A 24,349-nucleotide genomic window follows, 5' to 3' on the forward strand; every position below is an offset into this window, starting at 1 on the left:
TACCCAATATGGGTAAAATGCGGCAAATTGCCATGAAAATAGGATAGACAATGATTTCTAAATCACCTATGTTAATTCTGGGAATAATAACAATAAGCCCAAAGTACTATAAACAATAATAGAAACCAGGAAGAACAACTATGCAAACAAAGAACTATAGTCGTTTATCGACCTGTATCCGCTGTGCCATTGCCGGTGTCACCTCACTGGCACTAACAGCACCTGTGTGGGCAAACACAGAGGAACAAACCGAAACAGCCGCGCCAGAACGTGTTGAACGCATTGCCGTCGTCGGTAGTCGCTCAGCACCACGCTCGGTAGCAGATTCACCAGTGCCGGTAGATATCATTGGTGGCGATGAGCTGATGAAAACCGGCAGTACCGATATGTTAAACATGATGGCGACTACAGTCCCGTCGATGAACGTGCATTCTCACCCTATCAGCGATGCGGCCACCTTGATTCGTCCATTGAATCTTCGCGGTTTATCGTCTGATAGCACCCTGATCCTGGTCAATGGTAAACGTCGCCATCGCTCTGCCGTCATCACTATGTTAGGTGGTGGCCTGAACGATGGTGCTCAGGGACCGGATATTTCTGCCATTCCGGGTGCTGCTATCAAACAGGTTGAAATTCTGCGTGATGGAGCAGCAGCACAGTATGGCTCCGATGCCATTGCCGGTGTGGTCAACTTTGTGCTGAATGATCGGGATGAAGGCGGTCACATTGAAGTACGTCGTGGTGAGTTTTACGCTGGGGATGGTACCAGCAACGAAATCAATGCCAACATAGGGATGCCGCTGTCCGATGCTGGTTTTTTTAACATAAGTGCGCAATACAAGTCATCCGATCCAACCAGCCGTAGCGTGCAACGCGGTGATGCCTTGCAGCACATCGCTGATGGCAACCCCAACATTTTACAGCCAGCAGTACAGATCTGGGGCTCACCGAAGATCAGCGATGACATCGCTATTTTCGCCAATGCGGGGCTGGATTTGGGCAATGGGCGTGATGCCTATTTATTCGGAAATTACTCCGAACGTGATGTGTTAGGTGGTTTCTACTACCGCGATCCTTATACCCGTGGTGGTGTATTCTCCAATGATGGTGGTGAAACCTTGTTGGTGGCCAATACCAACCCAGCTTTAGGCGGTTGCCCGACAGTTTCCTTGGCTGATACAAGTTTTAGTGCGGTTAACAGCCAGGTCAGTGCCCTACCGGCCCATTGCTTCACCTTCTTCTCCATGTTCCCTGGTGGTTTTACCCCGAACTTTGGCGGTAACATTACTGATACCTCACTGGTTGGTGGTACCAAAGGCGAGTTTTTATCCGGCCCCTTGCAAGGCACCATGTATGATTTCAGTGCAACCGTTGGTCGCAGTGAAGCCAGCTTCAGTATAGTGAATACCGTAAATGCCTCGCTTGGCCCGGATACTCCGACTGAATTTGAGCCTGGACGTTATATCCAGCTGGAAAAACATTTCAATGCCGATTTTTACCGCTTTGTACCGGTTGGTCTGTATGAAGACCTGGCAGTGGCTGGTGGTTTGCAATGGTCGGAAGAGAGCTTTGAAATTGTGGCCGGCGATGTTGCCTCCTGGGAAATTGGCCCTTACATCGATGATGGCATGAGCATTGGTTCCAATGGTTTCCCAGGCTTTAAGCCAGACGATGCTGGTGTCTATGTGCGTCGCCACTGGGCAGCTTATGTTGATTTTGAAGCGGAATTTTCAGAAAACTTCCTGGCGGGATTTGCACTACGCCATGAAGATTATGAAACCTTTGGTACTACTACCAATTACAAGTTAACCGGTCAATACCGTTTAACCGATGATCTAGCGATCCGTGCCTCAACCAGTACCGGCTTCCGTGCGCCAACGGTTGGTCAGGCCAACATCAGTAACGTTCGTACTGCGGTTGCCGAAGGCGAACTGGTTGATATTGCCTTGTTATCACCCACCAACCCGGTATCCCAGCTGTTTGGGGCTACTGAACTGACACCGGAGACCTCTACCAGCTATGCCTTTGGTGTGGTGTACTCGGGTAACGACTTCTTTATGACCGCCGATCTGTACCGTATTGATGTGGATGACCGTATCAGTCAATCAGCGGAAATTCCGATCACAGAAGAGCAAAAAGAACAGTTGCGTGCTACTGGCATTCGGGGAGTCGATTCTTTGTCACTGATTTCATTTTACACCAATGATTTCTCGACCAAGACCACCGGTTTGGATGTAGTGATGAACTATGGCGCTAATTTGCTAAATGGTCGTTCTACCTTCAGCTTGGCGTACAATTGGAATAAAACTGAAGTGACCAAGTTCTCCGATATTACTGGAGCATTCAAGGTCTCGCGTTTGGAGCAGGATTTACCGCGTCACCGTGCCACTCTTGGCTGGAACCAACAGTGGAACGATGTTTCCATGTTTGTACGTGGTAACTACTTTGGTAAATACCAAGGCGTCCATGCCGACTCCGATGGCTTGAATGTGGATGCATCGGCGAAAATCACCTTCGACATTGAAGTGAACTACGCCATTAATAATGCATTCTCAGTCGCTGTTGGCGCACAAAATGTGTTCGATACCAAGCCTGAGCGTTTGCCAGAAGGTATGCAACGTATACTTGGTGCCAAATACTTTGAAACCTCACCTATGGGGATCAATGGTGGCTTCTGGTATCTGCGTGGTCGTTACAGCTTCTAACGCGGAAGTATACTGAAATAAAAAAGCCTCCAACCGGAGGCTTTTTTATTAAACTGTAATATTGAGGCTGGTGCCGGTGGCTTCACCGAAAATATTAATGGCGGCAGGCTCAGCTTGTGGTTGTTGTTCTTCCTGTGGTTCGTCGGCATTGCTTTGGATAATGGTGCTATACTGTTGCTCCAGCCGTTCAAACAAATCCTCTGGCGGCAGACTGGCCCGCGCTAAATCAGCACGACTTTGCGCCTGGCCTGACTCCAACTGCAGTTCACGAGCCGTTTGCGCCATTTCGCGCGCTTCTTTACGCTTTTCATCCGCCTGGGACTTTAACTGCTGGGCCTCGCGCTCAGCCTGATCGGCAACGCGCAAGGCCATTTGTTGCTTTAGCTCAGCAAAAGCAGCTGAACTAAGCGTATTGGCAGCATTGATCATACAGCCCCCTTGTCGTCTGGATGAGACTCAGCCAAACTTTATAGACAACAAAAGTATACTGCAAAAACGCGCCTTGTTCAAAATTTAGCCGCTCGCTAGCTTAGTGCCTGCAACAATTGCTGCAGCGGATGTTTGGGCTTTTCACCTACCAGGCGTTTTACCTGGCTACGGCAGGAAAAGCCGGTGACCAAAATCGCATCGGTACCATGTTGCTGCACTGGCGCCTGCCAGCTCATTTCAAAGAGCGCCTTGCTGTTGTCCAGATTTTGTTTTTCGTGACCATAAGTCCCAGCCATACCACAGCAACCTACACTGATGGGTTTTAGGCTAAGGCCAGCTTTACTAAATATCTGCTGCCAGCTTTTTTCAGTAGCAGGCAGCGCAGTTTTTTCTGTGCAATGGGCTAGCAAAGCAAAGTTGCCGCTTTTGCTGGCCTGAGGCAGCTCCTGCTGCTGCAACCACTCATGGAACAAAGCGACTTCGTAGTCACCGCGTTTATCGCCCAACAGTTTGCGGTATTCATCCCGGTATACCAACACCAATGAAGCATCCAGACCCAACATAGGTACCTGATATTGATGCAGTTGCTGTAGAAATTGTGAGGCTTTGCTGGCGGTTTTGACAAAGTCACGGAGGAAACCTTTTACATGTTGCGGCTTACCATTGGGTAAAAATGGCAGCAACATCGGTTGTTTACCCAGCTTATCCAGCAGTTTCAGTGCATCCTCAACCAGCTCAGCTTCGTAAAAACTGGTAAATGGATCCTGCACCAACAATACCATCTGCTGCCGCTCAGCATCGGTGGCTTGGGCTAGCTTTTGCATATCAAACTGATACTTTTGCTGTAGCCGTTCAGCCAGTGTCGGCGTCGAGAGTAACGGGGTATCGACATAGCCCAAGGTATGCCCCAGCACACGTTGCAGCCAGGATTGTTGCAGGAAAAAATTCACTGCCCGAGGCATTTTTGCCAAAAAAGGAGCGGTACGCTCTATGTTGGCAACCACATAGTCTTTCGCCGGCCTTAAATAACGGCTGTGATACAGCTGCAAGAACCGGGCACGAAACGAAGGTACATCGACATTGATTGGGCACTGACTGGCGCAAGCTTTACAAGCCAGACAGCCTTCCATCGACTCTTTGACCTCATGGGAGAAATCCTGCTCGCCCTGCTTGTGCGCCCAGCTGTTACGGATGCGCTGCCAAAGACTGCCAAGCCCTGCCCCTTCGGTTTGCAACCGTTGCTCCAGTCGTAACACATCCACGTCCTGCTGCTCGGCCAGCCGCAACCATTCACGCATTAAGCCAGCCCGACCTTTGGGGCTATGGCGCCGGTCTTTGGTGATCTTGCTGGATGGGCACATGGGGGAATTGGCTTCATAGTTAAAGCACAAGCCATTGCCGTTGCAATTCAGACTGCTATCAAAGCTTTCTTTCACCTGCAACGGAATTTGTTTATCAAACCAGGCTCGTTTGGCGCCATCCACACTTACCAGCGAATCGGCACTTTGATAAGGGGTGCAAATTTTGCCTGGATTTACCCTGTTATGGGGATCAAAAGCGGCCTTGATTTTGCGTAGCTCAGTAAAGAGCTCATCGCCAAAGAACGCCGGGCCATATTCACTGCGATAGCCTTTGCCGTGCTCACCCCACATCAGGCCGCCATATTTGGCCGTAAGAGCGACCACCTGATCGGAAATGGTACGCATCAGCTTTTCTTGCTCAGGATCGCACAGATCGAGCGCCGGACGAACATGCAAAACACCAGCGTCAACATGGCCAAACATACCGTAGTGCAGGCCATGGTTATCCAGCAGTTGACGAAACTCCATAATAAAATCGGCCAACTTTTCCGGCGGTACTGCGGTATCTTCAGCAAAGGCAATGGGCTTTTGTGACCCCTTGGTATTGCCCAGTAAACCAACTGCCTTTTTACGCATCGCGTAAATATGGCCAATGGCTGCGGTGTCGTAGGTCAACTGATAGCCGATAATGCCATGCTGGCGCTTTGCAATGGCATTATCCAGTCGGGCTGTCAGCGCAGCTATTTTCTGCTCAATATCGTCTTTATCTTCACTGTTGTACTCCACCATGTTCAGGCCGAGCATCTGCTGGCCTGGAACATCGGTGATCAACTCTTGCACTTGCTGCCAGATAATATCATTGCGCGCCAGATCCAACACCTTGCTATCGACTGTCTCCACCGAGGTGGCCTCGGCTGCAACGAGAAATGGCGCGTTACGCAGTGCACTTTCAAAGCTGTCGTACTTAATATTAAGTAAACACTTGTGGCGGGCGATTGGTGTGATGGATAATTTGGCCTCAGTAACAAATCCCAACGATCCTTCAGAGCCTGTAATGAGCCGGGATAAATCAAACTCGGTCATCTCGTCGTTGAAAACATGCTCTAAATCGTAGCCGGTTAAAAAGCGGTTTAATCGGGGGAAGGTCTGTAGAATTTGCGGCCGAAAATCCCGGCAGCTTGTTAGCGCCTGGCGATACACCTGGCCAATCGTGCCACCCTGCTGCGCTTTGGCTTCAGCCTCCGCCAGTGGCTCTTTTTTGCTTTTCAGCACAGTACCATCCATCAATACTGTAGTAAGCGCTAGCGTATGATCGCTGGTTTTACCATAGACCAGAGAGCCCTGGCCGGATGCGTCGGTATTGATCATGCCACCTATGGTGGCACGGTTTGAGGTGGATAAATCCGGAGCAAAGAAAAAGCCATAGGGTTTTAAAAATGCATTGAGCTGATCTTTTATGACACCACTTTGTACCCGTACCCAACCTTCTTCGGTATTAATTTCCAGAATACCCCGAAGGTGACGCGACAAATCGACCACCAGATGCTCAGTCAATGATTGGCCATTGGTGCCAGTACCCCCGCCTCGGGGACTAAATTTCAAATGCCGGAAACTGGAGGTTTGCGCCAGGCTGGTTAACAGCACCACATCGTCATGGTGCTTTGGCAACAGAACCGCCTGCGGCAACGCCTGATAGACGCTGTTATCGGTGGCTACCGCCAGGCGGCTACCATAACTGGTTTCAATGTCGCCAGCAAAACCGGCGGTGCGGAGTGCATTGCAAAACGCCAGAACACTGGCATCCAGAGCAGCTTCAGGGGCAAGACTTGGGATCATCATGGTCGCGTTAGGTCATCCGACAGTGGCAACCATTATACCACTAAGTATCGGAGTTTATTAACACTTGAAACCGTGTAAAGTAGCCTATTAAGGCATATGCCCCATTTTTGCTGCCTTGGTTGCCAAATAGCGGTGACTGTGAGCTGTGGTCTTGACACGATGCTGCACTCGCTCAAGAATATTTACGCCGGCGTCCTGCAACGCTTTTAATTTACGGGGGTTATTGGTCAGTAAGCGCAGTTGCTTGATATGAAGCAGTTGCAGCATCTCTGCAGCAATACCGTATTCACGCATATCAGGTAAGAAGCCAAGAATTTCGTTAGCTTCTACCGTGTCCAATCCTTTATCCTGCTCGGCATAAGCTCGGATTTTATTAATAAGGCCAATGCCCCGGCCTTCCTGGCGCAAATACAAGATGATACCACGACCTTCATTGGCAATTTTTTGCATCGCTGCTTCGAGTTGCGGGCCACAATCGCAGCGCAAACTAAAGAGCGCATCACCAGTCAGACATTCTGAATGCACCCGAGCCAATACCGGCTCATCCGTGGTCACATCTCCCAACGTCAGAGCGACATGCTCTTTGCCATCTGGCGCCTGGAAACCATGCAGTTGAAAGTCGGCAAAAGGTGTGGGTAAAACAGTAGATGCAACCAGTTTCAATGTCATTTCAGCTCTCGGTACAAATAAAATCAGCGCTATATTATCACAGCCCTCCATACTTTTAGCCATTCCTGCGTTAAAATAGCCGCCTGTGATTGCAAGAGAATGTACTGATGCTTGGATGGTTTGAACGTCTCACCCGCCCTTTTCCTGCCGAAGAACCTGAGCAACCGCCCAAAGGCATTGTTGCCTTTTGCCGCCACTATACGCGCGGCATGGAGGGATCTTTGCTGGTAATGGCCATTCTATCGGCCGCCTCTGCTGTACTGGAGGTCATGTTATTTAGCTTTATGGGACAACTGGTAGACTGGTTAGTTGGTCAGAACCCGGATACCTTTTTTCAGGATGAAGGCCGAACCTTACTGTGGATGGCGCTGGTCACCGTGTTGTTGTTACCGCTGATTGCTTTTCTTCACTCAGCAGTGGTGCATCAAACCCTGCTGGGAAATTATCCGATGTCGATCCGCTGGTTGTCACATCGCTACCTGCTGCGTCAAAGTGTCAGCTTTTACCAAAATGACTTCGCCGGCCGCATTGCTACCAAGGTCATGCAAACGTCCTTGGCAGTGCGTGAAACCGTGATGAAGCTGCTGAATGTGATGGTCTATGTACTGGTGTATTTTGGCGCCATGCTCTACTTTGTCGCCGATGCCGATCCACGCCTGATGCTGCCGATGCTGATTTGGCTTGCTTGCTACATCGCTTTGCAGTTTTACTTTGTCCCTCGTTTAAAGGAAGTTGCTAGTCGTCAGGCAGATGCCCGTTCGGAGATGACCGGCCGTATTGTCGACAGCTACACCAATATCGCCACGGTGAAATTATTTTCACATACCCAGCGAGAGGAAAGCTACGCCAAGGACAGTATGGGGATCTTTTTAAAGCCGGTCTATCAGCAGATGCGCCTGGCCACCTGGCTGAATGTATCGGTGCAAAGTTTAAACTACCTACTGGTGTTTTGCATTACGGCACTGGCACTTTGGCTCTGGAGCCTCAGTGCCATTTCGATTGGTGCCATCGCCATTGCGGTGAGTCTGTCGCTGCGGCTGAACGGCATGGCGCAATGGATCATGTGGGAAGTCAGCAGTCTATTTGAAAACATCGGCACAGTCGCCGATGGTATTGCGACCCTGTCACAACCTGCCAGCGTCTTGGACAAAGATAATGCCAGCCGCTTGCAGGTACCAAAGGGCCAGATTGAGTTTAAGGCGGTCTGTTTTAACTACGGCAAAGTAAACAGCGACCGTGAAAAAGCCGCGGTATTGGACCAGTTGAACCTGGGCATTAAGCCCGGTGAGAAAGTTGGCCTGGTGGGCCGCTCCGGTGCCGGTAAATCCACCTTAGTGAACTTGTTGCTACGCTTTTACGATGTCGAGTCCGGTCAAATTTTGATCGATGGCCAGGATATCAGTCAGGTCAGCCAGGAAAGTTTGCGTCAACATATCGCCATGGTTACCCAGGATACCTCGCTGCTGCATCGATCGGTGCGCGATAATATTATTTATGGCAAGCCGGATGCAACCGAGCAAGAGCTGCTGCAGGCTTCTGAGCAAGCCGAAGCACTTGGATTTATTGCTGACCTGACTGATCCCAAAGGCAATAGTGGCTTTGATGCCCAGGTTGGCGAGCGCGGAGTGAAACTCTCCGGTGGCCAGCGTCAGCGCATTGCCATCGCCCGGGTGCTACTGAAAAATGCCCCTATTCTGATCCTGGATGAAGCAACGTCAGCGCTTGATTCGGAAGTTGAGGCTGCGATACAAACCAGTCTGAACAAACTGATGGCAGGTAAAACCGTCATTGCCATTGCCCACCGTTTATCGACCATAGTGCAAATGGACCGGCTGATAGTACTGGATGAAGGCCGTATTGTTGAACAAGGCACGCATGCCGAACTGGTAGCCAGCGGTGGTATCTATGCCCAACTCTGGGCGCATCAAACCGGTGGTTTTATTGGCGTGGAATAAGCAGAAAAAAGCCTCTGATCAGCAGAGGCTTTTTGGTAACCGTAAACAATCAGGGTTTACGATTTTTCAGCTTGGGCATTGCCAGCGGGCTGTTCCGGTTGAGTGACAGCTGACTGTTGTTGCTTGGCCAGCCGCTTTTCCCAGAAGGTTGCATTTTTAATACCCAGTTTCACCGGGTCAAAGTTAATGTCCCCACCGGCTTTTTGCTGTTCTTCGTAATCACGCAGGCAAAGTATTGCTGGCTTAGCGACAAAGAAAATCGCCAGGATACCCACAATGTTGATCCAGGCCATTAAGCCAACCCCAATATCACCAATGTCCCAGATGTAACCGGCTGCATTGACCATGCCGTAAGACACCATCGCCATAATGACAATCTTTACTACAAACAATGGAATATTTTTCTTAAAGTGACGGTTCAGATAAGCTACATTGGTTTCGGCAATGTAGTAATAAGCCAAAATGGTGGTAAAGGCAAAAAAGAACAAAGCCACGCCAACAAAGCCCTGGCCAAAGTTACCGAACACACTGAACAGCGCCATCTGAGTAAAGGCTGGTGAGCCAATTTCAGTGGCTGCATCAATGTTCTGCACAATGAAGCTACCATCGGTTAACTCACCCACCACATTGTATTGTTGCGTGATCAGGATCATCAGCGCTGTTGCGGTACAGACAAACAAAGTATCCACATAAACAGAGAATGCCTGAACAAGACCTTGCTGGGCCGGGTGATCAACTTCAGCCGCAGCAGCTGCATGAGGGCCTGTACCCTGGCCGGCTTCATTCGAGTATATGCCCCGCTTCACACCCCAGCCAATGGCAGCGCCAAAGCCAGCCTGAGCGGTAAAGGCATCGGTAATGATCAAGGCAAAAATGCCGGGCACTTTGTCCATATTCAAAAACACGATGATCAAAGCCATGATGATGTAACCCAGCGCCATAAAGGGCACCACAATTTGGGTAAAGTTGGCGATGCGCTTAATACCCCCGAAGATGATAAAGGCCAGCACGATCAGGATCACCGCCAGGGCGACCAACTTATTGCTGCCCACTTCACCGAAGCTGGTCACCACCATATTGCCGTCACCAAAGACCTGGGTAAAGGCATTGCCAACTGCATTGGCCTGCACACCCGGCAGGAAGATACCACAGGCAATGATGGCGGAAATGGCAAACAGGATCGCCAGCCACTTTTGCCCCAGACAACGCTCAAAATAATAAGCCGGGCCACCACGGTATTGGCCGTCTTCTTCAACTTTGTAAATTTGGCCTAAGGTGGATTCTGCATAAGCAGTACTGGCACCAAGAAAGGCCACCACCCACATCCAGAAAATAGCACCAGGGCCACCAAAACCAATAGCTGCCGCAACACCGGCAATATTACCTACCCCAACCCGGCCCGATAGCGAAACGGCCAATGCCTGGAAGGAAGAAATTCCTTTGGAAGAGGAGTTGCTGCTAAAGAGCAGCTTGCACATTTCTTTGAAGTGACGGACCTGGGCGAAGCGAGTCAGAATTGAGTAAAACAATCCTGCCCCAAGACACAGATAAATCAAGGCATTGCTCCAGATAATGCCGTTGACTGCGCTAACAAAAGCTTCCATGAGATTCCCCTGAAACCATTGATTTTTTTATTGTACGGAAGCGGTACTCTGCCACAGAAAAGGCCTTTGTACCAGAGGCAGTAAGCTTCAGGGCGCCTGAGGCGCCCTGAAATTGGTGGTTAAGCTTTGGTACCGTATTTATCCGCCAAGTACAGCCAGGTTTCAACCACAGTATCCGGGTTTAAGGACACACTGTCGATGCCCTCATCCATCAGCCAGGCAGCAAAGTCATCGTGATCCGATGGCCCCTGACCGCAAATGCCGACGTACTTTCCTTCGGCTTTACACGCCTTGATAGCCATAGACAGCAGCAGCTTAATGGCTGGATTACGCTCATCGAACAAATGCGCAATCAGCCCACTGTCACGATCCAACCCCAGGGTAAGCTGAGTTAAATCATTAGAACCAATCGAGAAGCCATCGAAATATTGCAAAAACTCTTTAGCCAACAAAGCATTGGATGGCAGTTCACACATCATAATCAGACGCAGGCCGTTGTCACCGCGTTTCAGGCCGTGCGCTGCCAGCAGCTCAGTGACTGCCTTTGCTTCTTCCAGGGTGCGGACAAAAGGAATCATTACTTCGATGTTGGTAAAACCCATCTGATTGCGCACCCGCTTCAGTGCTTCAACCTCCAAGGCAAAACAATCGCGGAAATCTTCGGAGATATAACGTGAGGCACCACGAAAGCCAATCATCGGGTTTTCTTCATGCGGCTCGTAACGCCGTCCACCAATCAGATTGGCATACTCGTTCGATTTAAAATCCGACATCCGCACAATAACCTTTTGTGGCGCAAAGGCGCACGCCAGGGTGGCAATGCCCTCCGTCAGTTTGGCAATGTAAAACTCGGTTGGGCTGCTGTAGCCAGCCATCAGCTGATCGATGCTGGCTTTGGTTTCGTGGTCTTGTTGCGAGTAGTTGAGCAACGCTTTAGGATGCACCCCTATCATGCGGTTGATAATAAACTCCAACCGCGCCAGGCCTACCCCGGCGTTAGGGAGCCGGGAAAAAGCAAAAGCCCGTTCCGGGTTGCCGACGTTCATCATGACTTTCATCGCCAGCTCCGGCATGCTGTCCACATTGGTGCTGAGCAGTTTGTAATCCAGCAGGCCCTGATAGACAAAGCCGGTATCCCCTTCGGCGCAGGAGATGGTCACTTCAGCGCCATCCTGGATTTTATCAGTCGCATCGCCACAACCCACCACGGCGGGGATACCCAGCTCGCGGGCGATAATAGCGGCATGGCAGGTACGGCCACCGCGGTTGGTGACAATTGCGGCCGCCCGCTTCATGATAGGCTCCCAGTCTGGGTCGGTCATATCGGTTACCAACACATCACCGGGCTGGATTTGATCCATTTGATGGATGCCATCCAATACCCGCGCCACACCGGAGCCAATACGCTGACCAATAGCTCTCCCTTCAACCAACAGGGGGCCAGTTTCATTCAGCTGAAAACGCTCTAACCGGGTTTGATCTTCACGGCTTTTCACCGTTTCAGGTCGGGCTTGCACTATGTACAGCTGGCCATCGACACCATCTTTAGCCCATTCAATATCCATCGGTCGTTGATAATGCCGCTCAATGATCATGGCTTGATGTGCCAGTTGCTCGATTTCGGCATCGGTCAGTGAAAAATGGCGTCGTAGTTCGGCAGGCACGTCCTCCACTACTACTTGCTTGCCATGGCCCTGTTCATTGGAATAAACCATCTGTACCAGCTTGCTGCCCAGATTACGTTTCACCACTGCTGGTCGGCCAGCTGCCAGCGTTTGTTTATGCACATAGAACTCATCCGGGTTCACAGCGCCCTGCACCACCATCTCGCCCAAACCATAGGAAGAGGTAATGAAGACCACATCCTCAAAGCCAGACTCGGTATCCAGGGTAAACATCACGCCGGATGAGGCACAATCTGAGCGCACCATGCGCTGCACGCCAGCTGACAGCGCTACGCCACGATGGTCATAGCCCTGGTGCACCCGGTAGGAGATAGCGCGGTCATTAAACAAGGAAGCAAACACATGCTTGATGGCAACGATTACCGCATCGTACCCGCGGACATTAAGGAAGGTTTCCTGCTGCCCGGCAAAGGATGCATCTGGCATATCCTCAGCGGTAGCAGATGAGCGCACAGCAAAGGATAGATCCATTCCCTGGTCCGGGTGCAGCTGCTGATAAGCCCCCCGAATGGCCTGTTCAAACTCGTTATGAAAAGGGGTATCAATAATCCACTGCCGAATTTCAGCGCCAGCTTGTGCCAGTTGGTGCACATCCTCTACATTCAGGCTGTCCAGTCGCTGATAAATACGCTCATTCAGGCCGCTTTGCTCTAGAAACTCATTAAAAGCATCGGCAGTCGTGGCAAAGCCACCCGGCACTTGTACACCGGCACCTGCCAGGTTGCTAATCATTTCGCCTAAGGACGCATTCTTGCCACCGACCTGTCCAACATCCTGCATGCCAAGGTCCTGATACCAGCTGACGTAATTTTGCACTGTGATTCTCCATGGTTTGTAGCAAGCTTGGTAAACTTACATTCTGGGTTACAGAATAATTTTACACCCTGACGAAAGGCAAATAAACTGTTGAGAAAAAGCAATTTTGTCATAGGCTATAACAAAGCGACTGAAGGAGCTCATGTGCGCACCGCATTTTATATCTCAGATGGCACTGCCATTACATCCGAAGTATTCGGCCATGCCTTGCTGTCGTTGTTTCCGGCCGAATTTGAGCATGTCACAATTCCATTTATAGAAACAGTTGCCCAGGCACAGCAAATGAAAATTGTGATTAACGATCGCTATGCTGCTACAGGCCAACGCCCTTTAGTTTTTCAGACCTTTGTTGATGAGGCGTTGCGCGAGGTGATCCATAGCAGCGATGGTGTTTGCTACGATTTTCTCGATACCTTTGTACCTTCAGTACAAAAAGAGCTCAGTATGGACCCTGTGCCGAAAACGCATCGTACCCACAGCATGCACGAAAAGACGTACGATTACCGCATCGATGCAGTTAATTATGCGCTGGCCAATGACGATGGCGCAAATATGAAAGACTTTGATAAAGCGGATTTAATTCTGGTAGGCGTCAGTCGATCCGGTAAAACGCCCACCAGCCTATACCTAGCATTACAATACGGCATCAAAGCGGCCAACTACCCTTTTGTAGATGAAGACATGGACAGATTAACGTTACCGGATGTATTGAAACGCAACAAAAATAAACTCTTTGGTTTGACCATCAGTGCCGATCGTTTAAGTGATATCCGGCAGCAGCGGCGGCCAAACAGTCGCTATGCATCACTGGCGCAATGCAGGTTGGAACTCAATGAAGTTGAACAGCTGTATCGGCGTGAGCAGATACCATTTCTAAACTCATCACAATTATCGATCGAGGAAATGGCGGCCAAAATTCTGGCCATCACAGGGTTAAAACGACACCGCCATTAAAAAAGGCCCTGGCATAGCCAGAGCCTTAATAGCACCAAGCATTCGTTAAGTGCAATTTAAACTGAACCGGAGCGTAGACTATCAGCTATCAAAAATGCCAGCTCCAAAACCTGATCAGAGTTAAGACGAGGATCGCACTGAGTAAAGTAACGTTGCGCCAGATCCTGCTCGCTTAAACCATAAGCACCACCTGTACACTCAGTCACATGTTCACCGGTCATTTCCAGGTGAATACCGCCAGCGTGTGTACCTTCCGCCTGATGCACGGCAAAGAACTGTCGGATTTCACGCAAGATGGCTTCAAAATCACGGGTTTTATAATTATTGCTGGCTTTGACGGTATTGCCATGCATTGGATCCGAGCTCCAAACCACTTTACGCCCTTCGCTCTGCACCCGGCGAACCAATTGTGGCAACTTATCGGCCAGTTTATCGGCACCCATGCGTGTAATCAAAGTAAGGCGGCCTGCTTTATTGTCCGGGTTTAGGGCATCAATCAAGCGGATCAATTCATCGCCATCAATGCCAGGGCCAATTTTTACTCCTACCGGGTTGTGAATGCCGCGGAAAAACTCAATATGAGCATGATCCAACTGCCGGGTACGCTCACCAATCCACACCATATGGGCGGAGCAATCATACCAATCTCCGGTCAGCGAATCGCGACGTGTCAAAGCCTCTTCGTAATTGAGCAACAGCGCCTCATGCGATGTGTAGAGCTGAGTTTCACGAATTGATGGGGCCGTTTGTGAGGTGATGCCACAAACTTCCATAAAGCGTAAAGCTTCCTGAATGCGCTGAGAAATATCCTGATAACGCTCTTTCAGTGGATTGCTCTCAACAAAGCTCATATTCCAGCGGTTGACTTGATGCAGATCGGCCAGACCACCCTGTGCAAAAGCCCGAAGCAAATTCAGCGATGCAGCTGAGTGATGATAGGCAGTAACCAGGCGGTTTGGATCCGGCTCACGCGCTGCTGGTGTAAACTCCGAGGAGTTAATGATATCACCGCGGTAACTAGGCAGGCTTACGCCATCAATAGTTTCAAGGTCACTTGAGCGTGGCTTCGCGTATTGACCTGCCATCCGAGCCACCTTTACTACAGGGCTTCGGCCGGCAAAGGTCAGTACCACAGCCATCTGTAGCAAGACTTTAAAGGTATCGCGAATTTTAGGAGCATGAAAATCAGCAAAGCTTTCCGCGCAATCTCCACCTTGCAGCAGAAAAGCATCCCCATTGGCAACTTGCGCCAACTGACTGAATAAGTCACGGGTTTCCTGGGCAAATACCAGTGGTGGATATTTTTGTAATTGCTGCTCAATTTGAGTCACCAGGGCTTTATCCTGATAACTTGGCTGCTGCTGGATAGGAAAGTTTCTCCAGCTTTGCGGCGTCCATAAACTCACGTCTTTGTCCTCATTGCTTCGCTTAATTTCTCTGGCTACAAAGTAAATTTATTACCAGAGAAAAGCAATCTTTACGGCTAAATAAAGTAGCTATAAGCTATTCCAGTATCTTTCACCGCTTGCTTGAATGCTCACGCTGCAATTGATCCAACAAAGCAGATGCACCCTGTTCAATTAAATCCAGCACACGCACAAAACCACGGGTACCGCCATAATAGGGATCAGGCACCTCCTTGCCGTCATGAAAATCTGGATGATGCTTTAAAAACAACGAGATTTTATTTTGGTATTCGGCTGGACAGCGTTGCATAAGGTCCCGCAAATTCTGTAAATCCATCGCAAAAATATAATCATAATAGGCAAAGTCGCTATCTTTGACCGGGCGGGCAGATATACCATCAAAACTATAGCCACGTTCAATGCCAACCGATTGGCTTCGCTGATCTGGCAAAGCGCCTTGATGATAGGCGCTTGTGCCTGCCGACTCCACTTCAACCTGAAGACCACGCTTTTTTGCCATATCCCTGAAAACAGCATGAGCAGTGGGTGAACGGCAAATATTACCTAAACAAACAAACAGAACTTTTAGCATACATGACCTGACTGACTTACCTTTTGTCTATTTTACCATGAGGCAACCTTATTCAAAATCTTTACTCATGTATGGGTCTGGATTTGTTAAATCAGATTTAAGGCTTGCAAAAAATAGGACATAAGTTCAATATTTCGTTATATGTATTAGTAGCTTTGAACTAGGGGTGTATAAGGCAATTTATGGATCCATTTAATCGGTTGGTCGTAATCACGGACCGTGAAAAAACATCAAATCTATCGCTTCTGGCTGAGTCCGTTCATATCAAAGTTGAACAAATGACACGGTCAGAGTTTGATCAAAAAAGTATTCGTAGCAACTTACTCATAGCTTTTCCATTTGTTGGTCGTCAGTTGGGTAAACGAGGTATACCTGATGAGCTTATGCAATGCATGGCAAAAGGATCTACTTTTCTGTACCAGGCCGAAAGAAGCCTGGTAGATCCTGGTTTTTCGCTAAATATTGGCCTTCGTGGTGTTGTGTATCGTGATGAGCAGTTGGATCGGGTCCTTAATGCATTAAAAACGATGATGGCAGGTGAGTTGTATTACCCTCGCACTGTGATGTCAGGCATGGTTGATGAGGTATTACAGCAGCGCTTTAAGCAAGGTTTTAATACCGATGCACTTAGCGCTATCCAATTGTTGACGCGTCAGGAAAAACGCATTATTCAACTGGTTGCTGAAGGCTCCAGAAATAAAGAAGTAGCACTGGCTCTCAACATCAGTGCTCATACGGTGAAAGCACATTTGTCTTCGATTTTTCGTAAGACTAAATCAAGAAACCGGGTTGAACTGCTGCGTTGGATCCAACAGTCAAACCCGGCATACACCTCAGATTAGGTTATGAACTAATCGTGCGGCTGAAACCTTGAAATAGGATGGTACTAACTCGCACCTGAAACTGAACTGGTACCATCCGAAGAGGCAGAGCCAGGACGCCAGAAACCGCGTTGCACGCCTTTTTCTATCAAGTCAGCGACCGCTGTTTCCATGGCTTGACGAACTGAAAACTGAACCGGTTCATTGGTAGAAAACCCCGTCTCCATTTCAGCCAACCTATCGATGGCAACATAACGAAACAAACCGGCACGCATTTCATGCGAGAAGACTTTCTTAGTGGCTGATACAGACAGCAAGACTTGGCCTGTATGCACATCGATCGCCCGTAAATAGACAGTCACTTGATCTTCACGGAATAATTCGGATGCCCCTATACCAAAGTACTCTACCCCAAAACCGCCAGTGGTCAGGTTTGTTTCGTAACTGATAATACCACCCTCGAACAGCAACCTGGCCTCACGCAGCGGTGGAAGCTCTTGACCACTTCGGCTGGAGCCATGAATTTTGCGCTCCGTCAGCAAATTTTGTAGCCCCTCACGCTCCAAAGGTGCAAACCAACCTGTATCCAGCAGGATCTGCGTTAACATGGAAGTGCCACCTTGTGTTACTGCAGTGGAAAAGCTGGATACATTCGCCTGAGGCTTGTATTGGCCGGTCTGATCACGAAACGAATAGACAGAAACAGGAATGGCATGTTGTGGCTTTGGTTGCTGCCACAACTGCTGCATCAGACTACTTGGCTTATCAACTTCAGCCGGGCTGATGTGAAAGCGGGGTTTTGGCATCGCCGAGCAACCCGCCAGCGAAATCAGAGCGGCAAGAATGATGAACTTCTTCATGCTTAACCACCTATGCTTGGGATAATTAAAATCGTGATTTCACCAGTCATTTGATTGGTAATTTCTACGCGGATACTACCATCCGTCCCTGAGCTCACATTGACTATAAACTCACCGGTATCATAGATGCCATCCACCAAATCGCCATCAGCTATCCGCCTGGTGAGTGTATTAATGATATTGCGCTCTAAAGCCTCTCTAAACTTATCAACAAAGTTTTTTTCTACTCGGCCAGGTTGATGGATTTGTGCTTTTTGCAACAAGAAGGCCCCATTCAGTGGGTTACCGCCAAAGCTTGGGTTAATAGGGGTATAAACCAACTCAGTGCCATGAGCAGCGCTCATAAAAAGAGTTAAGAATAACAACTTATACTTCATGGTCATTCCTTTAAAATAATTCTTCGGCTGATTCGCCAAGTATACGGTCGGCCTGAATTCTGGCGAGCTCAGTAAGGCTCTGAAGTACAGCCTGTTCCGCAGTTTCTTTCACATCGTTGTAGCGTCTGCCAAAGTAAGTCTGATAAATCCGCCGGTCATTCATTTCGACCCAAAGTACAGTTCCAGCCTGAGGGTATACCTGTTCATAGATGACTACAGTGATATTGTCCGTTGCTGGTATATCACGCCAATAACCTGAATAGTAAAAAACAAAGTCTTTACCAAAACGAGTAACCGTGCGATCAAGCACCAATCCCCCCAGTGTAATATCTCTGGAAATGCTCTGAGGCGTGAAAGAAGCAACAATAAATAACAGCAGATAAATTATTATTTTCATAAGGGCATAAAGGCGGCCTAAGCCGCCTGTTTTACTTCATGAGCCGATTAATGTTGAATCACAGTAGCTGTATTGAAGTCACCTACCTGAGTGACAGACATCACATTTCCAGCACCCATCTGTGAACCCATGACCAGGTTATCATTACCCATTTGTGAGATGGAGACCAAACCGGAATTGCCTCCTTGAACAAACGAAGGTCCTGCGTTGCCAGTTACCCAGTTGCCAGTACCCACCTGGGTAATACTCATTACATTGTCACTGCCAGCCAGAAGTACATCAATCAAGTTGAAGTCCCCTTGTTGCTGTGCCGTGAATCGCTGATTTAACAGAAGGCCACTGTCACCTGTAGCAATAACTTCGTTGAAATCACCGGACTGTTCAATCGAAAACTGATTATCAGCTCCAACAAACTCAACATAAGCAAAATTATCAGCGCCATCCTGATTTATTTCGATAACATTATCAAAACCAAAATCAACATTTCCCAGCGCGAAGTTTCCGCTTCCGTCTTGCTCAATTACGATGGTGTTGTTGTAACCAAAGGCTGCAGCACCAGCGTAATTAAACTCCCCTGAACTATGAATAAAGGCCTGGTTCATTCCACCATCCAGCACAACTTCACCGACATTTTGGCTGCCTTCCTGATAAATCTCAATATCATGACCATCACCAAAGGTTGCGAAGAATGCTATGTTTTCGTTGCCTTGCTGCCATACATCGATAAGGTTGTCATTACCAGTTACACCAATAGGCGCATCAACTTCGTTAGCAACACCTTCTTGTTGAACCCAGATGGTATTATCAACACCAGCCAGAGGCTCTAAAATAAAAACGTTCTGAGCTCCGTCCTGATATACATCTACCAAGTTGCCTTCCCCACTGACATCAAAGGCAATAAAAGCGTTATCTGAACCAAATTGTTGGATATAGAAGGTGTTGTTATCACCATTCACGCCAACCACACCGCCAACGTTACCATCGCCGTATTGCTCAACTTCCATGATGTTGCCATCACCGAACAGTTGAAACATGCCTGATTCGTTAAAGCTGCCATCCTGGACGCTAAATAACTCATTGTTATTGCCAGTAAAGCCAGCATTAGTCCAATTACCATCTCCTTCCTGAATGACTTCAACAAAGTTGGCGTCGCCTGTTAACACGATAGTTGCTTCATTCTGGTCGCCGTTTTGGAACACAGCAGCATCATTCACATCGCCTGAAATTGCAATTTCAGCCACATTCCAGAAGCCATCTTGAGTGACAGTTGCGGTGTTTTCGTTACCGGCAATATCCACAAATGCGATGTGCCAATCATCCTGTTGTTCAAGACGAATCCAGTTATCCTCACCTACGCTGAAAGCAAAAGCTTCATGCCAAACGCCATCTTGATTCACCTGGGTATCGTTTAAACTGCCATCTTGTTCGACAATTGCCAAATTAATGTTGCCGCTTTGCTCAACATAAGCTTCATTACCTTCAATAGCACCTGCAACGGATGTCTGCAATACCAAGGCTTCGTTATCAGCAAATGCTGTTCCCGAAAGTGCTAGCGCAATAGCCACTCCCAAAACGTGTTTACGTGGATTTTTAAAACTCATTGTTATTCTCCAGTCATTATTGTTTTAACTTTCATGTATTTAATACTGCACAATCGATAGTTCCGCATTGTTACCAATTTGCTGAATACTAAAACCTGATCCGCCAAATTGCTGGATTTGGATCAGGTTAAAATCTCCTTGTTGCAATACATCAACTTGATTTAATGAGTCAGCTTGGGCAATTTCAGCACGATTACCAACGCCTATTTGACGTAATGCCAATTGATTTAAATAACCAGCCTGCTGCAACAAAGCGACATTGCTTTGACCCAACTGCTCTACCAGCATTGAATTCATAGAACCGTTTTGCTCCAAAACAACTTGGTTTGCCATTTGCTGACGCTCTAACAACGAGGTTAGAGGCAAAGACAGTTCAGCTGAAAGCCAAGGGCTAAAAATCAAGGCGCTGAATAAGGACACTTTTGCGATTGTTAACAATTGGGCACATCCTTTAAATCTTAGATACCAGCCTAAACTATAAGATTCACAGCATGCTGCAATTGGATGAAAGAGTTATTTTTTTAAAGCGAATAACTAATGATAAAACAATATTTACACTATAAAACAATTAGATGGGCTCATTTAGTTTACATCTACCCCCCATTTAAGACTAGTACATTCTTACTAATTTCACTGATCGTAGAGTCTATTAATTCTAATTTATGGTATTGATTACTTGTGCTAAAAAAAGGCGCAAATACTTTACTATAATGAAAAAATAAGGTACTAAATTATGCGACAACTCAAAAAACTGGCCTTGGCTATTTCGGCAGCTCTGGTCGCTGGAAGTGTGATGGCTGCGCCGCAACAAGCAGCTGATGACTCCATCATAGTCGTATTTAAACCAGGTGTAGGTAAAGCAGAGCGGGAAATGGTTATGAGCCGCTCTGGTGTTTCGCTTCGCGAACTGGATGCTGAGGGACGTGATATTCGCATGAAGCATGTGGCTGATGGACGTATTGCCAAAGTCCGCATACCACGAGGTGTTGAGCGTGATCAGTTGATCAAAAAATTAAGCCTGCATCCAGCTATTGAGATTGCAGAACCTAATTACATTGTCCAACCACTTACCTCCCCATTGTCTCCTAACGATCCACGCTTTAATGAACTATGGGGCCTGCACAATACAGGTCAAAGTGGTGGTACGCCTGGTGCTGATATTAGCGCTGTTGAAGCCTGGCAAACTACAACCGGAAGTCGAGATATTATCATCGGTGTCATTGATACAGGTATGGATTACAACCATCCGGATTTGATAGCTAATCGCTGGGAAAATGATGGTAGTTATCCAGGCCATCAGTTTGGCTGGTCAACACTAAATGCCAGTGGCGACCCAATGGATAGTGGTAGCCATGGCACTCATGTTGCTGGAACTATTGGCGCTGTGGGTGATAATGGGGTTGGTGTTGCAGGCGTTAGCTGGAATGTCACTCTGATCCCATGTCAGTTCCTCGGTGCCGGAGGTGGCTCTACCGCAGGCGCGATTGAATGTATCAGTTATTTTACCGATTTAAAGCTGAATCATGGTGTTGACGTTAAGGCGACTAACAACTCCTGGGGAGGTGGCGGTTTTTCAGAAGCTTTAAAGCTTGCCATTGAAGATGGAGGCGATGCAGGTATTTTGTTTATTGCTGCTTCTGGCAATGATGGTCGAAATGCTGATCAGTTCCCTATGTATCCAGCAGCCTATGATTCAGACATTATTGTCTCTGTTGCCTCAACCGACCGCAATGATAACCTGTCCGGTTTCTCAAATTATGGTTTAGTTAGCGTTGATCTGGGGGCTCCAGGCTCAGCCATTTTATCCACAGTGCCAGGGGCTGGTTACAGTACCTTCTCAGGCACTTCTATGGCATCTCCTCATGTTGCTGGTGCAGCTGCACTGGTATGGTCATTGGATCCAAATATTTCAGCATTGCAGATGAAAGAAATCCTGATGCAATCAGGTGATGCTCTGCCATCACTGGATGGTCGGACAGTCTCTGGTAAACGTTTAAATGTTGCCAGCGCTTTAGAAGAAGCTGATCCAGCACCTGGTTTCCGCTTAAGCCTGGATCCTCGCAATCAGGAAGTTATCGCCGGTGAGCAAACAGCTTACACCCTGGAGTTCAGCTCAGTAGCTGGTTGGAATGATGCAATTCAGCTTACTGTGGATGCAACACCAGCTATGCCTGGTGTTAGCTTTTCATCGGATGTAGCTTACCCTGGTGATACGGTAAGTTTATTGGTTGATACCGATGAAGATACACCATGGGGTGCCTATCAGTTCCTGATCACAGCCACGGACAGCGCGTCTGGAGACTTGGTGCGCCAGACGACCGCCAACCTGAATGTGATTCCACAAGGCTTAATGGACTTTCCATACGAAAATACGACACCGATTGCCATCCCTGATAACAACCCTGCTGGTATTGAAAGCATTATTTCAGTAGCTGAGTCAGGTCATGTTTTTGGTGCTGAAGTGGGCGTTAATATCACCCACACCTGGCGTGGTGATTTGATTGTGCGCCTCACCTCACCAGAAGGGACAGTGCATACCTTGCATAACCGCACTGGCGGTAGCGCAGACGACCTGATCCAAAGCTGGGAAGTTGATGTTTATAACGGCGAAGCCATGCAAGGTGACTGGACCTTGTTTGTCTCAGATAACGCAGCACTGGATACAGGTACTCTAAACAGCTGGAATCTTACGCTGACGGCTCTGCCTGATGGTGACATTGTCGACCCTGATCCGGAAGCACCTGTTGCCAGCTTTGGCTATTCAGCCTCTGGCTTACTGGTTAACTTCAGTGATCAGAGTAGCGAAGGTGATGATGCCATTGTGAGCTGGGACTGGAACTTCGGCGATGGCAGCAGCTCGTCGCAGCAAAACCCTTCGCATTTGTTCAGCGCAGCGGGCAGCTACAACGTTACCCTGACCGTTGCAGATGGCAATGGCTTGACGGACAGTACCTCTCAGACCGTGACCGTAAGTGATGTGATCAGCTCTATCGACCTGTGGGTGCATCGTGCGCAGCAAGCCCGCACAGGCTCGAGCATCGTTGACTTACGCTGGTCAGGTGCGGACAGCCGGGTAGATCTTTACCGCGATGGCGTTAAGGTAGCTACCCTTGAAAATCAGGGCCGCTACCGTGATCGCTTCAATACAACTGCCAGCCAGGTTGTTTATCAGCTGTGTGCTGAAAACACAGACCAATGCTCAGCAGAAATTGTTGCGCAATTTTAATGAACTGCACAGCTTAATTAAAAGCATTTAATCAAAGGCGATCGATAGGTCGCCTTTTTTATTGCGCGTGAACTTGCTATCTTAAATTACCCAGAGCGACTTGTAGTAAGGAATTGTTGTGCTCGCAGAATTTCAGGCCATTGAACATCATTTGAACCGTATTATTCTTGGTAAGAGTGCTCAGATCAAATTAGCACTTTGCTGTTTATTGGCCAAAGGGCATCTGCTATTGGAAGACTTACCAGGCATGGGCAAAACCACGCTAGCCCATGCGCTGGCTGATAGCCTTAGCCTATCCTATCGTCGGGTGCAATTTACCAGTGATTTGTTACCAGGCGATCTGCTGGGAATGAGTATCTATGATACACGCTCCCATCAGTTTAACTTTCAACCAGGCCCGGTGTTCAGCCACCTATTATTGGCCGACGAGATTAACCGTGCCAGCCCGAAAACGCAAAGCGCCTTGCTTGAGGCGATGGAAGAGCAGCAGGTATCGATTGACGGCAAAACAAGAGCCCTGCCCTCACCTTTTTTTGTGATAGCCACTCAGAACCCGCTGGACCAGTCTGGTACATCCGCTTTGCCAGAATCGCAGCTGGATCGTTTTTTAATGCGATTATCACTTGGCTTTCCGGATCGCGCCGCTGAATTTGAGTTGCTGGACTCAGATCGCGGTCAATCGAGGTTAAAACTAGTACAGCAACAACTTAGTATTGAGCAACTGATGGCACTGCAAGCCAAGGTGCCTCATATCCATGCCTCTGAAGCTTTAATTAACTACTTGCTGGACTTGGTGGCACATAGCAGGCAGCACCCGGATATGTTGCCATTATCGCCAAGAGCCGCTAAAGCATTGCTTCAGGCAGCCAAAGCCTGGGCATTGATGCAAGAACGTGACTATGTTACCGCGGATGATGTACAGGCAATATTTCCAAGTGTAAGTGAGCATCGGCTAGACCCAAAATCTCGTGCTGCAGAGCCTCGTTGGAGTCTGCTGTTGCTTCGTGAAACGCCTTGTACCCTATAAGGTCATAACGCTGTGACACAAATCACAACAAAGCTAAGAGATAAACTTCGCCAACGTCTGAAGAGCTGGCTGGCTAAAAGGTTTG

General features: G+C 48.4%; 18 protein-coding genes. 6 read left to right on the forward strand and 12 right to left on the reverse strand.

The annotated features are described in order from the left end of the window. Nucleotides 1-140: 140 nt before the first annotated feature. A complete protein-coding gene (locus JJU14_RS03600; RefSeq protein WP_228611238.1) occupies nucleotides 141-2,705 on the forward strand; it encodes a TonB-dependent receptor in 2,565 nt (854 codons plus the stop codon). A gap of 48 nt (nucleotides 2,706-2,753) precedes the next feature. Here the strand turns inward: JJU14_RS03600 and JJU14_RS03605 are convergent, their stop codons facing one another. The 3 genes from JJU14_RS03605 to ribA all read right to left on the reverse strand — a co-directional run bounded on the left by JJU14_RS03605 (nucleotide 2,754) and on the right by ribA (nucleotide 6,943). After that, nucleotides 2,754-3,134 carry a hypothetical protein gene (locus tag JJU14_RS03605; RefSeq protein WP_228611239.1) on the reverse strand — a complete coding sequence of 127 codons (381 nt, stop codon included), beginning with the start codon at nucleotides 3,132-3,134 and terminating at the stop codon, nucleotides 2,754-2,756. 95 nt (nucleotides 3,135-3,229) lie between these two features. Beyond that, the gene (locus JJU14_RS03610; protein WP_228611305.1) at nucleotides 3,230-6,271 is read right to left on the reverse strand and encodes an FAD-binding and (Fe-S)-binding domain-containing protein; all 3,042 of its coding nucleotides are present in this window, start codon (nucleotides 6,269-6,271) and stop codon (nucleotides 3,230-3,232) included. Nucleotides 6,272-6,361: 90 nt separating this feature from the next. Beyond that, nucleotides 6,362-6,943 carry a GTP cyclohydrolase II gene (ribA, locus tag JJU14_RS03615; protein ID WP_091345120.1) on the reverse strand — a complete coding sequence of 194 codons (582 nt, stop codon included), beginning with the start codon at nucleotides 6,941-6,943 and terminating at the stop codon, nucleotides 6,362-6,364. A gap of 107 nt (nucleotides 6,944-7,050) precedes the next feature. Between ribA and JJU14_RS03620 the strand changes: the two genes are divergently transcribed. Continuing rightward, a complete protein-coding gene (locus JJU14_RS03620) occupies nucleotides 7,051-8,898 on the forward strand; it encodes an ABC transporter ATP-binding protein (protein WP_228611240.1) in 1,848 nt (615 codons plus the stop codon). A 56-nt stretch (nucleotides 8,899-8,954) separates the two neighbouring features. On the opposite strand, the gene JJU14_RS03625 is transcribed toward JJU14_RS03620, so the two are convergent. Together JJU14_RS03625 and ppsA are read right to left on the reverse strand one after the other, a co-directional pair. Continuing rightward, nucleotides 8,955-10,502 (reverse strand): alanine/glycine:cation symporter family protein, encoded by a 1,548-nt coding sequence (locus JJU14_RS03625; protein WP_228611241.1) that lies wholly within the window; start codon nucleotides 10,500-10,502, stop codon nucleotides 8,955-8,957. A 119-nt stretch (nucleotides 10,503-10,621) separates the two neighbouring features. Then, nucleotides 10,622-13,003 (reverse strand): phosphoenolpyruvate synthase, encoded by a 2,382-nt coding sequence (gene ppsA / locus JJU14_RS03630; protein ID WP_228611242.1) that lies wholly within the window; start codon nucleotides 13,001-13,003, stop codon nucleotides 10,622-10,624. 144 nt (nucleotides 13,004-13,147) lie between these two features. On the opposite strand from ppsA, the gene JJU14_RS03635 reads away from it, so the two are divergent. Beyond that, complete coding sequence (locus JJU14_RS03635) at nucleotides 13,148-13,957, forward strand: pyruvate, phosphate dikinase/phosphoenolpyruvate synthase regulator (protein WP_228611243.1); 810 nt, start codon at nucleotides 13,148-13,150, stop codon at nucleotides 13,955-13,957. A 56-nt stretch (nucleotides 13,958-14,013) separates the two neighbouring features. Here JJU14_RS03635 and JJU14_RS03640 read toward each other — a convergent pair whose 3' ends face one another. Beyond that, nucleotides 14,014-15,363: a class II 3-deoxy-7-phosphoheptulonate synthase gene (locus tag JJU14_RS03640; RefSeq protein WP_228611244.1), complete on the reverse strand. Its 1,350-nt coding sequence runs from the start codon at nucleotides 15,361-15,363 to the stop codon at nucleotides 14,014-14,016. 112 nt (nucleotides 15,364-15,475) lie between these two features. Further along, nucleotides 15,476-15,955 (reverse strand): low molecular weight protein-tyrosine-phosphatase, encoded by a 480-nt coding sequence (locus tag JJU14_RS03645; RefSeq protein WP_228611245.1) that lies wholly within the window; start codon nucleotides 15,953-15,955, stop codon nucleotides 15,476-15,478. Between the two features lie 182 nt (nucleotides 15,956-16,137). Between JJU14_RS03645 and JJU14_RS03650 the strand changes: the two genes are divergently transcribed. After that, nucleotides 16,138-16,797 carry a response regulator transcription factor gene (locus JJU14_RS03650; RefSeq protein ID WP_228611246.1) on the forward strand — a complete coding sequence of 220 codons (660 nt, stop codon included), beginning with the start codon at nucleotides 16,138-16,140 and terminating at the stop codon, nucleotides 16,795-16,797. Between the two features lie 44 nt (nucleotides 16,798-16,841). Here the strand turns inward: JJU14_RS03650 and JJU14_RS03655 are convergent, their stop codons facing one another. The 5 genes from JJU14_RS03655 to JJU14_RS03675 are packed head-to-tail and all read right to left on the reverse strand — an operon-like array spanning nucleotide 16,842 to nucleotide 20,413. Further along, on the reverse strand, nucleotides 16,842-17,636 hold the full coding sequence (locus JJU14_RS03655; RefSeq protein WP_228611247.1) for a CsgG/HfaB family protein: 795 nt from the start codon (nucleotides 17,634-17,636) through the stop codon (nucleotides 16,842-16,844). A 2-nt stretch (nucleotides 17,637-17,638) separates the two neighbouring features. Next, nucleotides 17,639-18,019: a curli assembly protein CsgF gene (locus tag JJU14_RS03660; RefSeq protein WP_228611248.1), complete on the reverse strand. Its 381-nt coding sequence runs from the start codon at nucleotides 18,017-18,019 to the stop codon at nucleotides 17,639-17,641. A gap of 4 nt (nucleotides 18,020-18,023) precedes the next feature. After that, on the reverse strand, nucleotides 18,024-18,410 hold the full coding sequence (locus JJU14_RS03665; RefSeq protein WP_228611249.1) for a curli production assembly/transport protein CsgE: 387 nt from the start codon (nucleotides 18,408-18,410) through the stop codon (nucleotides 18,024-18,026). Between the two features lie 47 nt (nucleotides 18,411-18,457). Beyond that, nucleotides 18,458-20,011, reverse strand: a complete 1,554-nt coding sequence (locus tag JJU14_RS03670) for a hypothetical protein (RefSeq protein ID WP_228611250.1) — start codon at nucleotides 20,009-20,011, stop codon at nucleotides 18,458-18,460. Nucleotides 20,012-20,050: 39 nt separating this feature from the next. Further along, entirely contained in the window at nucleotides 20,051-20,413 is a 363-nt protein-coding gene (locus JJU14_RS03675) for a curlin subunit CsgB (protein WP_228611251.1), read from the reverse strand. 331 nt (nucleotides 20,414-20,744) lie between these two features. Between JJU14_RS03675 and JJU14_RS03680 the strand changes: the two genes are divergently transcribed. Both JJU14_RS03680 and JJU14_RS03685 read left to right on the forward strand, forming a co-directional pair. Beyond that, the gene (locus JJU14_RS03680; RefSeq protein WP_228611252.1) at nucleotides 20,745-23,237 is read left to right on the forward strand and encodes a S8 family serine peptidase; all 2,493 of its coding nucleotides are present in this window, start codon (nucleotides 20,745-20,747) and stop codon (nucleotides 23,235-23,237) included. 118 nt (nucleotides 23,238-23,355) lie between these two features. Beyond that, the gene (locus tag JJU14_RS03685; RefSeq protein WP_228611253.1) at nucleotides 23,356-24,264 is read left to right on the forward strand and encodes an AAA family ATPase; all 909 of its coding nucleotides are present in this window, start codon (nucleotides 23,356-23,358) and stop codon (nucleotides 24,262-24,264) included. Nucleotides 24,265-24,349 lie beyond the last annotated feature (85 nt).

The sequence above is a fragment of the Alkalimonas sp. genome (assembly GCF_020831925.1).
GTDB lineage: Bacteria > Pseudomonadota > Gammaproteobacteria > Enterobacterales > Alteromonadaceae > Alkalimonas.